The 15,296-nt window shown below is 51.3% G+C and carries 12 protein-coding genes; 6 read left to right on the forward strand and 6 right to left on the reverse strand.

Features of this window, described 5'->3' with window-relative positions; translation table 11 throughout:
- Positions 1-156: 156 nt before the first annotated feature.
- The 3 genes from DESTI_RS08345 to DESTI_RS08355 all read right to left on the reverse strand — a co-directional run bounded on the left by DESTI_RS08345 (position 157) and on the right by DESTI_RS08355 (position 2,466).
- Entirely contained in the window at positions 157-405 is a 249-nt protein-coding gene (locus DESTI_RS08345) for a hypothetical protein (protein ID WP_014809529.1), read from the reverse strand.
- Between the two features lie 641 nt (positions 406-1,046).
- The gene (locus DESTI_RS08350; RefSeq protein WP_014809530.1) at positions 1,047-2,006 is read right to left on the reverse strand and encodes an MDR/zinc-dependent alcohol dehydrogenase-like family protein; all 960 of its coding nucleotides are present in this window, start codon (positions 2,004-2,006) and stop codon (positions 1,047-1,049) included.
- Between the two features lie 40 nt (positions 2,007-2,046).
- A complete protein-coding gene (locus tag DESTI_RS08355; RefSeq protein ID WP_014809531.1) occupies positions 2,047-2,466 on the reverse strand; it encodes a secondary thiamine-phosphate synthase enzyme YjbQ in 420 nt (139 codons plus the stop codon).
- A gap of 159 nt (positions 2,467-2,625) precedes the next feature.
- On the opposite strand from DESTI_RS08355, the gene rfaD reads away from it, so the two are divergent.
- Positions 2,626-3,600: an ADP-glyceromanno-heptose 6-epimerase gene (rfaD, locus tag DESTI_RS08360; protein ID WP_014809532.1), complete on the forward strand. Its 975-nt coding sequence runs from the start codon at positions 2,626-2,628 to the stop codon at positions 3,598-3,600.
- A gap of 777 nt (positions 3,601-4,377) precedes the next feature.
- On the opposite strand, the gene DESTI_RS08365 is transcribed toward rfaD, so the two are convergent.
- Positions 4,378-5,616, reverse strand: coding sequence for a molybdopterin molybdotransferase MoeA (locus DESTI_RS08365; protein WP_014809533.1), 1,239 nt, complete (start codon positions 5,614-5,616; stop codon positions 4,378-4,380).
- A 503-nt stretch (positions 5,617-6,119) separates the two neighbouring features.
- Between DESTI_RS08365 and DESTI_RS08375 the strand changes: the two genes are divergently transcribed.
- From DESTI_RS08375 to DESTI_RS08395, 5 genes are all read left to right on the forward strand, one after another.
- A complete protein-coding gene (locus DESTI_RS08375) occupies positions 6,120-7,232 on the forward strand; it encodes a site-2 protease family protein (RefSeq protein WP_014809535.1) in 1,113 nt (370 codons plus the stop codon).
- A 38-nt stretch (positions 7,233-7,270) separates the two neighbouring features.
- Positions 7,271-8,830 carry a bifunctional ADP-dependent NAD(P)H-hydrate dehydratase/NAD(P)H-hydrate epimerase gene (locus tag DESTI_RS08380; protein WP_014809536.1) on the forward strand — a complete coding sequence of 520 codons (1,560 nt, stop codon included), beginning with the start codon at positions 7,271-7,273 and terminating at the stop codon, positions 8,828-8,830.
- Between the two features lie 253 nt (positions 8,831-9,083).
- Positions 9,084-10,172, forward strand: coding sequence for an XdhC family aldehyde oxidoreductase maturation factor (locus DESTI_RS08385; RefSeq protein WP_014809537.1), 1,089 nt, complete (start codon positions 9,084-9,086; stop codon positions 10,170-10,172).
- A gap of 21 nt (positions 10,173-10,193) precedes the next feature.
- Positions 10,194-10,976, forward strand: a complete 783-nt coding sequence (locus DESTI_RS08390; RefSeq protein ID WP_014809538.1) for a glycosyltransferase family 2 protein — start codon at positions 10,194-10,196, stop codon at positions 10,974-10,976.
- A 500-nt stretch (positions 10,977-11,476) separates the two neighbouring features.
- The gene (locus DESTI_RS08395; RefSeq protein ID WP_014809539.1) at positions 11,477-12,478 is read left to right on the forward strand and encodes a hypothetical protein; all 1,002 of its coding nucleotides are present in this window, start codon (positions 11,477-11,479) and stop codon (positions 12,476-12,478) included.
- A gap of 95 nt (positions 12,479-12,573) precedes the next feature.
- Here DESTI_RS08395 and scmE read toward each other — a convergent pair whose 3' ends face one another.
- Together scmE and DESTI_RS08405 are read right to left on the reverse strand one after the other, a co-directional pair.
- Positions 12,574-13,668 (reverse strand): SynChlorMet cassette radical SAM/SPASM protein ScmE, encoded by a 1,095-nt coding sequence (gene scmE, locus DESTI_RS08400; RefSeq protein ID WP_211213806.1) that lies wholly within the window; start codon positions 13,666-13,668, stop codon positions 12,574-12,576.
- 171 nt (positions 13,669-13,839) lie between these two features.
- On the reverse strand, positions 13,840-15,255 hold the full coding sequence (locus DESTI_RS08405; RefSeq protein WP_169316375.1) for a CoA-binding protein: 1,416 nt from the start codon (positions 15,253-15,255) through the stop codon (positions 13,840-13,842).
- Positions 15,256-15,296 lie beyond the last annotated feature (41 nt).

Below are 15,296 nucleotides of genomic sequence, written 5' to 3' on the forward strand. Positions count from 1 at the left end.
TAAAAGCGGCGCGGTATAGGTGGAATTGGAGACAACAGGCATTCTGGCTTCGCATTCTCCCCCGTTGGAAAAACATACCGTATCAAAGGTGCAATTTAAGGAACGTTCCTGCGAAAAGGAGATTTCCCGATGTAATTCTTGAAACGAACGATCGGATTAATAGTGACCCAGGATGTGTTCCATAAGCGTATTACCGAGCTCGTGAAAGATAACGCGGTAACCGCCCGGCCAGGTATGTCGTATGGGGGCAGGAGGTATGTATCCGTAAAACATTTTTTGTTGCGCTGCCGTATTACCCGTGACTCTCTGAGGCTGATTCGACTGCTGATCGGGAAAATTCTGGGCCCACACAGTTGAGCCTGCGGCGAAAATCGCAATCACGAGTATAAGTACGGCACGTCTCATTATCACACCTCGTGGACGGTATTCTATCTATGGAATGAAGAAAAATCAAGTCAGAACTGATTTAATCGTAACCATACAATATCCATTCAGCTATGCGTGGGAAAAATCCCCCCTCCCGTAAGCATTCAGTTACGCGTGGAAAAGAGTTCTATAGCCCCGAAGGGGCTACTCAACAGTAGCCGTGGGTGCAAACCCACGGAAGTGATACGGCAAGTCCTTTGTCTTCAGGACCCTGAAAGGGTCTAACAATGACATTCGAGAATCCTTGCCTTTTGGTCGACCCTTTCAGGGTCGTTGAACCATGCCTGTGGGCGTGCCGGTGTCCACGGGTTGACCACCCGTGGCTACTATCGGGCCGCCCTTTCAGGGCGCAGAATTGCTAGTGCCCGCTTACAACTGAATGGTTACCCCCTCCCCTCTTTATAAAAGGGGGGGTTAAGAAGGCACGTGCCAATCCCCCCTTAATAAAGGGGGGGATTTTGAAAGTCAGTGTTATCATGAGCACAGGAGAAGATCTTCTCTACCCCGCGTAACTATTAGGTTTGTGAGAGTCGCGAAGAGGTGAAACACTACTCGCGTTCCCCGGGCAATTGCCCGAACATGTCGTAATTGGACTTTTACCAACAGACTACCAGTCCCGATCAGGAACCAATCTTCAACAAAACCTTCATACTTGAGGGTTCCTGCGATTTCACGAATGCGGTTTCCGCCTCAGTCAACAGAAATGTTCCGCTTATCAGGGGGGTCGGATCCACGAGGCCCTGGCTCATGACTCTCAATGCAGGGGCAAGCTGACCGCACCTCGATCCGACAACGGTGATTTCGTCGATCACCAGGGGCGCTGTGTTGAATTCCAGGGACCCGTGGTACGTGCTTTTCAGGACCAGGGTACCGCGAGGTTTCACTCGATCGAGAGCAAGCTTCCATCCTCCGGGACTTCCGGAAGCTTCAACGACAACATCGAATTTGTCCCGAGTGTCGGCCAATTCGTGAAGAAGCGCGGTTGAACCGCCCAGATCTTGAAAGTACTTCAGCTTCTCCGGATGCTTGCCCACGAGGAGCAGCTTGCATCCGGTCAATCTCAATACCATACAGACGAGCAGCCCGAGCTTTCCATCTCCAATGACGAGCACCTCATCTGCCGGTTTGACGTGGACCTGCTCCAGGATCTCAAGGGCAGCGGCAAGGGGTTCGGCAAAAACCGCCCTTTCGGTGGCAAGGTTCTCGGGAACGGAGATGAGATTGGATGGTGGCAGCGTCAGGTATTCTGCCATTGCGCCGTTCCGCCCGAGAATACCGAGGCACGTCCTGTTGGGGCAGTGCCGTTCCATGCCTGCTTTGCACCACGAGCAGGTTCCGCATCCGGCATTGATCTCGCCCACAACGCGCTCTCCCAGTTGTTCAGGGTCGGGAGACTGTTCCACAGTGCCGACGAATTCGTGGCCCAAAACCCCTTGAAAATCCATGTACCCGCGGCTGATTTCAACATCAGTCTTGCAAATACCTGCCGTGAGCACTTTGACGAGTGCCTCGTTAGGCGAAGGTTCGGGTACCGGCAGGTCTTTCAAAGAAAGATTTCCGTCGAAAACAAGTGCTTTCACGCTTGTGCTCCTTGCGCGCACGTACGGCTGTTGCGAACCATTATTTTCCCATCACCTGAATCATCACGGACCTGTTTCGAGGCCGGTTATCAAAATCCATGAGCACGATCTGCTGCCATGTGCCCAGGCACAATGTACCTTCGGTTATCGGAACACTGAGAGAAGGCTTCATGAGAGCTGCCCTCACATGGGAAAATCCATTTCCATCATGCCATCTCAGGTTGTGCGCGTATTCAATGTCTGTCGGAGCAAGTCGTTCCAAAGCTTGCTTCAAGTCGCTTATTGCTCCGGACTCGAATTCTATGGTAGTGATCGCGCCTGTGGAACCTGTCACCATTACTGTAGCCAGGCCTTCCCGAACACCCGAAGCATGCACTGCTTTTTCCACTTCCTCGGTGATATTCCGGCAATCCGAGAACCCTTCGGTCCGAAGACTGATTGAACTGTTATGAACGATCATACTTGTACTCCGTTCGAATGTGTACGCTATGCTACTCGATCACGACCGCCGGGAACAAGTCCGAGGCCTCGAATTTCCTTCTTTGCTTGCGGGACACAAGATGCGTATGATACACGACCACCAAAACGAATGAACGAACATGATTTCGAGAGGTTTGCAGTGATCATCGTAACCGGAGGCGCCGGATTCATAGGAAGCAACATAGTGAGAGCCCTGAACGAAGCAGGAGAAGACGACATCCTCATTGTCGATCGTCTCGGCCAAACTGAGAAATGGAAGAATCTCCTGGACTTGAAATTTGTCGATTACGAACACAAGGATGATTTTCTCGTGCGGCTCGAAAGGGGTCTCTACGACCATGGAATCTGGGCGGTTTTTCATCTGGGAGCGTGCAGTTCCACAACCGAAAAGAATGCCGATTATCTCATGGAAAACAACTTTCAGTTTTCTCAGAAATTAGCTTCCAGATTTGCCGGAAAGCGCGGCGTGAGATTCATCTACGCGTCAAGCGCGGCAACCTATGGTGACGGCGCTCAGGGATATTCCGACGATCATGAAGCCGTGGCCCGATTGCTCCCCTTGAATATGTACGGCTACTCAAAGCAGCTTTTCGACTGGTGGGCTCTCAGGACGGGAATCCTGAAGACAGCGGTGGGGATCAAATATTTCAACGTATACGGACCGTACGAGTATCACAAAGCCGATATGCGCAGCGTTGTCATCCGTTCCTTTTTTCAGATCAAGAAGACAGGAAAAGTGAAGCTCTTCAAATCATACAGGCCCGAATATAAAGACGGCGAGCAGGTAAGGGATTTCATCTACGTCAAGGACGCGGTGAAAATTACGCTCCATTTTCTGGAACGTCCCGAAGTAAATGGCATTTTCAATGCGGGAACCGGCACGCCGCGAAGCTTCAACGATCTGGCGGCAGGCGTATTCTCTGCGCTCGATCTGCCGGTGAATATTGAATACATAGATATGCCTGAAGGGCTGGAAAAGAAATATCAGTACCATACCTGTGCAGAAACAACGAAGCTGAAGTTTGCCGGTTTTCGAGACAAGCTCTTTACCCTGGAAAGCGGTATTCGCGATTACGTCTTGAACTATCTCGAAAAGGCAGATGCCGAGGCCTGATCGAAGACCGCTATCAGACGGTGGCGGCCGGCCTCCGTGCCGGCCGATTTTGGTCCTTATGAAGGATGCATATTAACTGACTGATACTTTCAAAGCATTAGATTTGGAGAACTTTTCTTGTAAATGGATTGTACTTTTTGCTCAGCCATTGTAATTTGGACGTGGGCGAGCAAATGGGCCGGCAAGAGCCCCAGAGGGGCGGTCTAATGGTAGTCCCGCGGGACGCGGGATGCAACCCATGGAAAAAAGTCGGTTTAACCAGCTCTGTGGAACCCTGGAAGGGTTCACAAACCATCAACATTCATGGATGCCAATCCACATCAAAATGTCCAGCTTGATGAAAATCCAGAATGGTCGACCCCTTTAGGGTCTCCGTCCTTCAGCGCCCAATGCCCACGGGTTTGCGAAACTGTCTCAAAAGTCTCGAACGCACAAAAATCGTGCCACGATTCATCATCCTTGTAGGGGCAGGTCTCGTGCCTGCCCTCCCGCAATGACCGGCACGGAGGCCGGTCACTACCGGGCACCCACGAGAGGCGCCCCTACAATCAGGCCGTGAAGATGATAAGAATTTCGTGCCACGATCTGGGACAAATTTCGACTTCTGAGACAGTCTCTTGCACCCGTGGCTACCGGTGGTACGTCCCTTCAGGACGTTAATACCTCGGCAAAACTTCATAACAAAGCTGTCATTGAAACTTGCTGAGGCAAAGAAAAAAGGTTCCCCGAATTTTCCTTCTTTGATTTCGAATCAGTATGAGGTCCGGCCCAACAGGCCTACTCATACGGCGAATGGGAACTCAGAGGAGTGCTGTGCAGCACTTGGACGCTGACCGAATCCCCTGCGGAAAAAGGTGAGCGCTCTGAAGGCAGCACCAACAAACCATCAGCGAGGACCATCGACCGCAACGCCCCGGAGCTTTGCGTTCCAGTGGCCACAGCCATCATTGTTCCATCCTTGTCGAAAAGCTTGCAGCGAACGAGATGGAGCCGCCCAGGGGATACTTTGATATCCTGAGCAAGAACCGCATTTACCAGAGGTCTGTACAGATTCGTGTGACCCATCATTTTGAGAAGTGCGGGCCTCACGAACTGTTCGAATGAGATCATGGCAGATGTCGGGTTGCCGGGAAGCCCGAATACCGGCTTGTTACCTATGGTCCCGAAGACAAGAGGTTTTCCCGGTTTCATGGCGACTTTCCAGAATTTGACGCGCATTCCAAGCTGGGTAAGCGTATCTTTCACCAGATCGTATTTACCAACCGAAACGCCGCCCGAAGTGAGGATCACGTCAGCTCGCAAACCTTCTGAAATCCGGGCACGCTGATCGGATTCGTTGTCCGTCGCTATTCCCAGGGAAAGGGGAATCCCTCCACACTCCGCAACCTGCGCTGCTAGACTGTAGGAATTAGAGCAGACCACTTTGCCGTCAGTGAAGGGTTCGTCCAGGTCGACCAGTTCATCGCCCGTAGAGAGAATTGCGACAAGAGGCCTTTGATGCACTTGCACGTATGCATGCCCCAGGGTTGCCAGCATACCGACTTCAGGCGGCCTGACAATAGTTCCTGCCGGCAAGACCACTTCGCCTGCTTGCACGTCTTCGCCACGAGGTCTGACGTGTGCGCCATTGCCCGGATCGTTGGAACAAATCACATAATCGCCGTCCCTGTCGGTATCTTCCAGCATTATCACCGTGTCCGCGCCCGGAGGTATCAGGCCCCCCGTCATAATGCGAACGGCTTCACCCGGTCCTATGGGTTCCAGGTAAGGTCTTCCTGCCGGAGAATCTCCTATGAGCTTCACTCTTTTAGGATTGGACGCTTCCGCCCCCGCGATATCTTCGTGGCGTAATGCATAACCATCCATTGCGGAATTGTTTGCAGAGGGAACATCCCTGATTGCTGCCACTTCCTGCGCGAGCACCCTTCCGAGTGCCTCGAGAATATGGATCCGTTCCCTGCCCAAGACCGGGATTTCTTCCAATACTTTCTGCTGGGCTTCTCCAATAGGTATCACTGCTACCTCTGTAAGCGTCATATGAGTTTTTTCAAATGGATTATGCCCTTAGTTCAGCCCGACTCAGTGAGAAGTTCGGGCGCAACGGCTGTTCCTGTACCGAGGATCCCTCCCGATGCGCATCTGTAGGGGCATCCCTTGTGGGTGCCCGGCAACGAACCGGCCTCCGTGACGGTCATCCCGGGAAGGGCAGGCATCCCCCGTGTTCGCGGGACCCCTACCGTGGCCGTGCCCGCCATGTCAAGATCACGTATGGCGGTTGGCAAAGCCGATGCTTTCATTCTGACCTGAGCTGACGGAATAAACCATTTTCTCATGAGATTACTACAAATCTGTTATTCGTGCAAAACCGACCGGCTGACCGGTGTGTCAATATATGATAATAGAATGAATAAATTCCTGGCTACGGGCACATACAATACTGCGCGAATCAAGCATCCCCCGGAAATCTCTGATCGCGTAGAGCCCCCCAAAGGATTAAGCACAGTGAGGAGGCACTTCATATGAGATGGTCATTCAGAATCGGCTCCATTATGGGAATACCCGTTAAGGTTCATCTGACGTTCGTATTATTGCTGATTCTCATCTATTTTGTGGGAGTTTCCGTGATCGGAATCGGCGGACTCGCGGGAGTAGTATTCGTCGTTCTGGTTTTCGCGTCAGTCGTTTTCCACGAACTCAGTCATTCTCTCGTAGCCCGCCACTACGGCATAGAAGTCGTTGATATTACGTTGCTTCCTATCGGTGGGGTTGCCCGTATGCCGAATCCGCCCGAAAACCCGACCCAGGAGATCCTGATTTCCGTAGCAGGACCGGCAGCAAGTATGATCCTGGGTTTCTCTTTATGGTTCTTTGCTGAACTCTTCGGAACGGGTGTGAGTCTGCGGGATCTTTCCGTGGAAAAAAGCCTGCTGGCTCAACTCGCCGCGGTAAATTTCGTGCTGGCGATTTTTAATCTCCTTCCGGCGTTTCCCATGGATGGTGGAAGGATATTGCGAGGATTTCTGGCTCTTTATCTATCCAAGTACACCGCGACACGAATTGCGGTGGGAGTCGGCCAGGTTTTCGCTATTCTCCTGTTCTTCTTGGGAATATTTACCATGAATTTTTTCATGCTGCTCATTGCTCTGTTCGTGTACCTCGGAGCGGAAGCTGAAGAACGTTACTCGGGCATTATGCTGTCGCTTGGGGAAGCATCGGCAGGAGCGGCCATGATCACTCACATAGAAGCGGTCTCGCCCGACGCAACACTCGGCGATCTTGCAGCACTGTTCACCAGGGGATTTCAGTCCGACTTTCCTGTGGTGGATGACCGACGTCTGGTGGGATTGGTTACTCGAGATATGCTCGTGAACGGGCTTCACGAACAGGGCCCGTCTGCTCCTATTACTAGTTTTATGATCAAGGACTTTGCCACCGCAGTGGAAGACACTCCATTGACAGAGGTTTTTCATAAAATGCAGAACACCGGTATCAGAGCAGTTCCTGTGCTACGCGGCGGTGAGTTGAAAGGTCTGGTAACACTCGAACAAATCGGCCGGTACAATATGCTGTGCTCAGGCTATTCCTGTGAATTCCTGCATCCCGGAAAATCTTCGAAGGTGGTTGCACAGTGAAATAAACCAACGGCTCCTCTCGACCGGAGAAATCTGCAATGTATCTTGTAACTGCTGAGGAAATGAGGGCTTTTGACGCTACTGCGATTCAGGAATACGGCATTCCCGGGATAGTGCTGATGGAAAATGCCGGTCGAACAACGTTTCACATTATGAAAACGCGACTCGGACCAGATCTTCAGGATTTGAAGGTTTCCGTTGTCGCGGGTCCCGGGAATAACGGTGGAGACGGCTACGTGATTGCCCGATATCTGATCAATCACGGAGCCGAAGTCGAGACATTTCTTCTGAGTCCTCGCGACAAAATCCAGGGCGACGCGCTGATCAACCTGAAAATCCTGGAGCATATGACATCGCGTATTTTTCACGTCACCGATTCGGAATCCATGAATGTGGCGGCCAGAAAATGGCGCGAGAGCGAAGTGATTGTGGACGCAATTCTTGGCACCGGCTTGAATTCCGAAGTCCGTTCTCCGTACAGAGATGCCATTCTTGAGATAAACTCATCGCAAGCAATTCGGGTGGCAGTCGATCTGCCTTCCGGATTGGATGCGGATACGGGCAAGATCCTGGGGTGTGCAGTCAAGGCCGATATCACGGCCACGTACGGCTTTAAAAAAGTGGGCATGGCCGTATACCCCGGAATTGCTTACTGCGGCGATATCGAAGTCGTCGATATCTCCATACCGCTACCCGCAATAGAGAAGAATCCTCCGCAAGCAATGTTGTATTCAAGTCCCAACGCGGCGACCTACTATGGCCTGCGCATGAACCCCGAAGCCCACAAGGGGATTTTCGGACATCTGCTCGTCATTGGAGGTTCGCCGGGCAAAACCGGAGCTCCTGCAATGGCCGCACATGCAGCTTCACGGATTGGGGCAGGGCTTGTCACCGTTGGAGTTCCCGCGGCATTGAACTCGATTCTCGAAGTAAAACTCACGGAAGAGATGACAGCGCCTCTTCCCGAATCTGTCCCGGGATTTCTTGGGATAACTGCTCTGGAACGCTTGCTTGATCTGGCTGAAGGCAAACGCTGCGTTGTTCTCGGCCCCGGACTTTCCACGGAATACGATATTCCCGAGATGGTGCAGAGATTCCTGTCATCCTATACAGGATGGCTGGTGATCGATGCGGACGGCCTGAATGCCCTTTCGGGACGTATGGATATACTCAAGTCCACTGAAGCAAAAGTAGTCTTGACTCCTCATCCCGGAGAAATGGCACGGCTTACTGGCAAGAGTCCGCGGGAAGTGCAAGAGGACAGGATCGGAACAGCACGGAAGTTTGCCGTGGATTTCGGGGTCTGGGTAGTGCTCAAGGGAGCGGGGACTATAACCGCATCACCTGACGGCATGATTGTGATTAACACCACCGGCAATTCCTGGATGGCTTCCGGCGGTCAAGGCGATGTGCTGAGCGGAATCCTCGGCGGGCTGCTTGTCCAGAATATCCCTCCCGAAGAGGCTATCCCCTTTGGTGTCTTTCTCCACGGTCTGGCTGCGGACAGCCTTCTGGAAAAGGTCGGAAACTCGCCGATGCTGGCAACTGACCTGCTGCAGGAAATCAGGATACTGCTGGGCGGCAAACGTGAAGAATAAGACTTGGGGAACCTTTTTTGGTAAAAAAGGGTCCCCAAACGCCTCCAAAAAACTTTTAATATTCGTCTGAGTTGTCGTTTTTCTAATCGAAAAACGACAACTCAGACGAAAGCACAGAACATTGAAACAATTTGCGGTCGAGCTTCAGAAGTGCACCGAATCCCCTTCTTGACAAAATCCGCTGCACTACTTACCCTAGACTTCCTATAATGACCAAAACACGCATACATTCTTCCATTCAGGTGGTGAAGCAATGACGGCAATCTGGAAAGCCGCTGCAGAGCAATTCGAGCAAGTCCAGGATTTCGTAGTGGCAACGATCCTCGGTGTTCGAGGGTCTTCTCCCCGGCATGTGGGGACTCGATTTCTCGTAAAAAAGGACGGAGGAACCGTAGGAACTATAGGCGGAGGCCTCTTCGAATCTCAGGTGCAGGAATTTGCACTTCACGCATTGAATACTGGGACTTCCCATCGAGCGCACTTCTCATTTCAGGGAAAAGATGCGCAGTCCGTCGACATGATCTGTGGCGGAGAAGCCGATGTGCTTATAGAATTCATTTCTGCCGATGATATAAAAAAACAGGAAATCTTTCGGAAAGTCTTGGAGATTAAAAAAGAGAGAGCATCAGGATACTTTTTCACTACTCTGCAAACCAACCCGGGAAGTACCGGAGGTGCAATAAATCATCTGCTTCTCGATGGCGCAGGAAAGAAATGGGGTGGATTCTCCGGAGAAGAATCGGCTCTGGAAGCCATGCCGGCTCAACGTCTCTTAAAGCCGGCTCAGCTATTGGACGTGTCGGACTTATCAAGTCCTGTATTTCTCGAATGGCTCCATCCCACAGGAACGGTCTATATCTTCGGAGCGGGTCACGTTGGGATTTGTGTAGCGCATTTGGCTGCGTACGTGGATTTCAAAGTGGTCGTCCTGGATGACCGCTCGGAATTTGCCTGCATCGAAAAATGTCCTGATGCTGACGAAATTATTGTACTCGATGATTATGAATCTGCTTTGTCCAAGCTTCAGATAAACGAGGACTGTTATCTCGTGATCGTCACAAGAGGCCATGCGCACGATAAGACAGTGCTGGCTCAATGCCTGAATACTCCTGCTGCATACATTGGCATGATCGGATCGCGAAGAAAGACACAGCTCATATTTGAGCTGCTGATGAAACAAGGATTCAGCCGTGAAAGCATCGAGCGCGTACATGCTCCCATCGGCTTGCCTATCGGAGGCGAAACACCTCAAGAGATCGCAGTATCTATAATCGCGCAGATGATTCAGATCAGAAACAAGAAGGATTCGCCTCTGACAACCAAAAGTGTGTGCATGGGATAATCCGGAGGAAAAGCGCCCGCCATGCTGAACGGGAAAAAGATCATTGTTGTTCTGCCGGCGTACAATGCAGCCGCAACACTGGAAAAGACAGTGTCTGAGCTGGATCGAGACGTTGTGGATGAGGTTCTTCTGGTCGACGATTTTTCTGCCGACGAAACAGTGTGCCTGGCACGAGGACTGGATATCCGCTGCTTTCTCCATGACCGAAATTACGGGTATGGCCGGAATCAGAAGACCTGCTATCGAGAAGCTCTGAAATCCGAAGCCGATGTCATTGTGATGCTGCACCCGGATTATCAGTATTCCCCCAAACTGGTTCCCGCAATGGCGGCAATGGTGGTGTCCGGAGAATACGAAGTGGTGCTTGGTTCCCGCATCCTGGGAGGAAAAGCGAGAAGCGGGGGCATGCCGTTGTACAAATATATCTTCAACAGAATGTTGACACTCGCTGAAAATCTTTTCCTCGGTTCCAAGCTTTCCGAATTTCACACGGGCTTTCGCGCGTTTTCCCGGTCCGTGTTGGAAGAACTGCCTATTCACGAGAATTCCGACGATTTCATGTTCGATAATGAAATGCTCGCTCAAGCCATCTATTTCAAATTCAATGTGGGGGAAATATCCTGTCCGACACGGTACTTTCCCGAGGCTTCTTCCATCAATTTCCGGAGATCTGTTGTGTACGGCCTGGGAGTCCTCTGGACGTCCGTTCGATTTCGTCTGCAAAAATGGGGGGTAGCGAGTTTTCGTATTTTCGCGGCTCGGGAACCCGCTCCTGCTCCTGATTATTACACCGAAATAGATTAATCTCGTCTCACCCGGATCCGCTTGTCTTCCCAGGGGGCTTTTAAAAAGAGATATAACTTGCTGAGATATCGTGATTAAATAGATGGTTCTCTAAGAGTCGAGCAATTTCTTCAAAGAAAATCCTCCTTCCAATAAGGCTTTCCTTTATTCCGTTTTGTAGAAAAAACCTGATATATTGATATGTTGCATAGATTTGTTTCTCAATTGACGAGCAAATCTTCCGGAAAGAGATCCGTGCGCCGCTCCGCGCTTGGATCAACTATGCTGCATAGTGGTTTGAAATTTTGGTTGATTTTTTGAGAACAAGAATTGCGGCGTAGTTTAAGTTAATAAGAATCGGAATATTAGGTAGTTATGTGATAGCTCCTTTCATTTATTTTAAGTATTTTCTAGTTTTTTAAAATAAATATTTGATTAACCAATATCTTTTTTCTTGACATTGTTGAGAATCTGTTTAAAGTCCACCCCAGCACGACATTAGAACCCTGAGGGAGGGTGTTATGTTAGGAAACTATCCGAAATTCGTGTTTGTACTCGCTCTTTTTGTGACAGTGATCGCTACTGTCGCGTGGGCCGAATCCTCGCCTACTGATTACGATCCTTGTATCGGCGCACGTCTTGATTGCCCCCCGGGAGCCAAAGGCATCACCAAAGTGAAGCCGACGACTCCTGAAGCGATTAAGGTCAGACCCTACCCCGGGGTGACTTCAAGGTTCGAGGCGCTTTCAAGGCTTAATCCGATGAACTGGTGGGCAGACTGCTTCTTACCCACACCAGCGAAAGGCCAGTTTATGGTCGGTCCCAAGGTGACCTTTGCAAGAATCCAGGGTGAAGTACGCCGCGGGCTTGATGTGGCGGGACTCCAAAGCTCCCTGGTGGACTTCGACGATCATCTGGGCCTGAAAAAAAGCGGTAACATAGTGTGGTCTGTGGATGCACTCTATCAGTTCAGACCCCGCTGGGGAATTCGGTACTCCTTCACTCCTATTTTTCAGGAAGCCACGAGCTTCCCGAGAACCTCTTTCAACTTCATGGGGACCACCTTTGCGTCGGCAACTGAAGTGCGGTCAAAATGGGATCATGTGGAGCATCGAGCGGGAATTTACTTTAACCTGAGCCAGACTCAGCACAGTCTTACCAACCTGTATGCGGACTGGCTGAATGTGCAGGACAAGCTGTCCATCGGAACCGGCGTAACCTCGCCCGTGGTATGGAACGATACCAAGAATATGGCGGTAACCGGACTCGAATTCAGCAGATGTCTCAAGAATTTTCACGGCAATACCCTGGCTTTCAGCGGCAAAGGCGGCATCGCCTTCCTGAATGACAGCATCGGCTATGAAGCTGAAGTAGGGCTGAGCTATCTGATACCGATTAAGACAGGACGTTTCGGCATCGTCCAAGGTGGGTATCGGTACTCTCATTTGAAAAAGGACAAACAGGCCGAGGTATTCGGCACCACCATAGACGGAGCCTTCCTCCAGGTCGGCTTCCTCTTCTAACCCCCGGTTGCCGGATACCCTTTCTCCCCCCGCATAAAGCTCGGCCGATTCGTCGGACGAGCTTTATCGTTCACCGGTAGATGAACATGTCTCTGCTAGATCGCATCCTCAGGTAATTTTCCTCCGGCCTTCTTGAATTCCCGATAGCATGCGTCCGGGCTCGGATGCCAGGCATCCCCAAGAATTGCATGTGCGGCAGCAGGACAGTTGCCGGTACAGAAATTTACGTACTCGCAGCCGTAGCAGAACTCAAAATCTCCCAGAGAGATCTCCTGCCGCTTGCGAAAACGCCTCAGTTCCGGATGTGTCTGCCAGATTTCCTTGAGATCGTCTTCATTGATCCGCCCAAGCTCGATATCCGGGAGTTGAGGGCAGGGCACGATAACACCATCGGCACGCACGGCCAGTTTCGATTCAGTGCCTCCACATCCTGTCAGAAATCCTCCACCGTGAATGTTGCCTGCATTTCCCGCTGCCGCTTGCTCCATCCCGCGCCAGAGGCGAGCTTCCGCAAGCGGTCCAGCCTGGGCCGATATTCTGCCGTCATATTTCCTGGAGAGCTCCATCAGCTTTATCATAGCAATCGAGCGTTCCGCTGCGGAAAGTTGAACCTGTTCTGAATTCTTCCTACAGAGTCCGAAATAGGATGCCGAATTCGTGGAGAATTCGGGTAACCCCAACTCCTCCAGCAAAAATTCAGCTATTCTCTCCAGCTCGTGCACGTTTTGACGATGGATAGTAACGCGTACGACCGCCTGAATTCCGTGTTTCAGAAGAAACTGCAGCCCGCGCAACGCACGGACGAAATTGCCTTCACCCCTGAATGCATCGTGGGTTGTCGGTATGGAACCGTCAATGGAAACCTGCACTGAATTACACCGGCGGGAGGCTTTCAAAAAGGACGCTATTTCATCGGTGATCAGGGTTCCGTTGGAAAGAATGGAATAACGCATGCGATTCTTTACGATTCCATCCACCAATTCGAAAAAATCCGAGCGAACGAACGGTTCGCCGCCCTGAAGACAGACGTCTATGACGCTGCACCGGTTGAGTTCTTCAAAAAACGTGAGCCATTCTGAAGTGGGTAAATCGTCGGCAACGTCACCGGCACTGGAGAAATGTGAACAGTACGCGCATCGCAAATTGCAGCGACCCGTTATGGACAGGTCCATCGATCGCGGGGTTTGCATCAGTTTCATGGGATTGATCGCATTAATTTTACGGAATTATAGTGGTTTAAGACGATCTTGCTTTTTGCATTCTCATCGTCCCTTTTGACATACGATTATTTGGGCTTATACACTTTTCGTGGGATATTTCAAAAGGTTGTCTTCTTGCGATTCTAAAAATCCCCTTTGTGATTAAGCACTCGTCACGCCCAGAAGGGGATGCCGGCTGCCGCTGTTTCCGGACCTTGCCTCGGAGATATTCAGTCTTTCCAGGAGTGCACGCAAACCCATTGCTGCATCCTCGGGTTGAACGTACGTGGGGATTCCCGCCTCATGGAGCCTCTTGCGATCCGGCTCGATTTTGCGGATCGTACCAATGAAGCATGCCACAATAGGCTTGGGAAAGCGATGTGCTAGCTCAATGAGTTCCTCAGAAGGATACACCCAATTCTTGTGTTCGCAAAATATTGCCAGGAGCGCGTCTACGGAATCGTCCATGAGAATTGCTTCTGCTATGTCGTGAAACGGTTTCGTCAGGAATGCTCCAGCAGCACCGTCCACTGGATTTTTGTGTACAACCGGAACGCTCGGCCCGAGAATCCCTGCTATTCTTTCCAGGGTAGACGCAGCCAATTCGGACAGAACGCACCCCGGTTCTTTCATGAGCACATCCCACGCGACGATGCTGGGGCCCGCAGTATGAGTGAAAATAGCAATCCTCTTTCCTAAAGGAATTCTCCCAATCGCAAGCGCCTTGCAGAGAGCAATCATCTCCCATACTGAGGAGACCGTTCTTGCTCCTGCTTGTTGAAGAGCGCCTTCCCAGATACGCATCTCTCCTGCTGCCGCACCGGTGTGAGTCACTGTCACACGGTCCGCATCACTGCCAAGACCTCCCTTGTACACCAAAACAGGTTTGTGCGGTGTGGTTTCGGCGATTTGTTTCATGAGGGCACGGGGGTCGGATGTTCCTTCAGTGAATAATCCGATCACCCGGGTGTCAGGATCGTCTTTCAAGTATTCGATAAGCGTGTGAAATTCGAGATTCAAGCGGTTTCCCACACCAATCCATTTGGCTATACCAAGACCTTCGTCGTCAGCGCGACCTTTGAATCCAAGGCCTATTCCGCCACTCTGGCTGAGAAAGGAGACGTATCCGGGATTGAGAACACGCGGATAAAAGGTCACATTGAGTTTTGCCCTGGCATTCAGGAATCCAAGGGTATTCGGCCCCACAATGGGCATGTCTCCCGCTGCTTGTTGCAGCTTTGCCTGAAGCTCGAGCCCATGCGCGCCCATTTCGGCATAACCGCCTGCAACAAGGCTTGCTCCGCCAACTCCCATGTCTCGTAGCCTGGCAGCAATGTCCACGCTGGAATGCTGATTCAGCGCGATTACTGCGAGATCCGGGACTTCGGGGAGATCTTCGAGTTTTTTGAACACCTTGTAACCCAGAATACTCTCGTGTCTGGGATGCACAGGGTAGACGTTGCCCGGAAATTCCCCGGTAACAATGCTGTCCATAATTGCATGGCCCACTTTATCGGGAGTGTCTCCTGCTCCGATTACCGCGATGGACCGCGGAGCGAACATTCTGTCAAGCCGCATTCGAAGAGACTCGTGCATATGGATTCCTTTTACGGCAACGA

The sequence above is a fragment of the Desulfomonile tiedjei DSM 6799 genome (genome assembly GCF_000266945.1).
GTDB classification, from domain to species: Bacteria; Desulfobacterota; Desulfomonilia; order Desulfomonilales; family Desulfomonilaceae; genus Desulfomonile; species Desulfomonile tiedjei.

What these genes read in the sequence shown, in the direction of transcription:
- DESTI_RS08385 (WP_014809537.1), top strand. Translation starts at nt 9,084, where the DNA reads ATGACGGCAATCTGGAAAGCCGCTGCAGAGCAATTCGAGCAAGTCCAG.
- DESTI_RS08390 (WP_014809538.1), top strand. Translation starts at nt 10,194, where the DNA reads ATGCTGAACGGGAAAAAGATCATTGTTGTTCTGCCGGCGTACAATGCA.
- scmE (WP_211213806.1), bottom strand. Translation starts at nt 13,668, where the DNA reads ATGCAAACCCCGCGATCGATGGACCTGTCCATAACGGGTCGCTGCAAT.
- DESTI_RS08395 (WP_014809539.1), top strand. Translation starts at nt 11,477, where the DNA reads ATGTTAGGAAACTATCCGAAATTCGTGTTTGTACTCGCTCTTTTTGTG.
- DESTI_RS08405 (WP_169316375.1), bottom strand. Translation starts at nt 15,255, where the DNA reads ATGCGGCTTGACAGAATGTTCGCTCCGCGGTCCATCGCGGTAATCGGA.
- DESTI_RS08375 (WP_014809535.1), top strand. Translation starts at nt 6,120, where the DNA reads ATGAGATGGTCATTCAGAATCGGCTCCATTATGGGAATACCCGTTAAG.
- DESTI_RS08355 (WP_014809531.1), bottom strand. Translation starts at nt 2,466, where the DNA reads ATGATCGTTCATAACAGTTCAATCAGTCTTCGGACCGAAGGGTTCTCG.
- DESTI_RS08345 (WP_014809529.1), bottom strand. Translation starts at nt 405, where the DNA reads ATGAGACGTGCCGTACTTATACTCGTGATTGCGATTTTCGCCGCAGGC.
- DESTI_RS08380 (WP_014809536.1), top strand. Translation starts at nt 7,271, where the DNA reads ATGTATCTTGTAACTGCTGAGGAAATGAGGGCTTTTGACGCTACTGCG.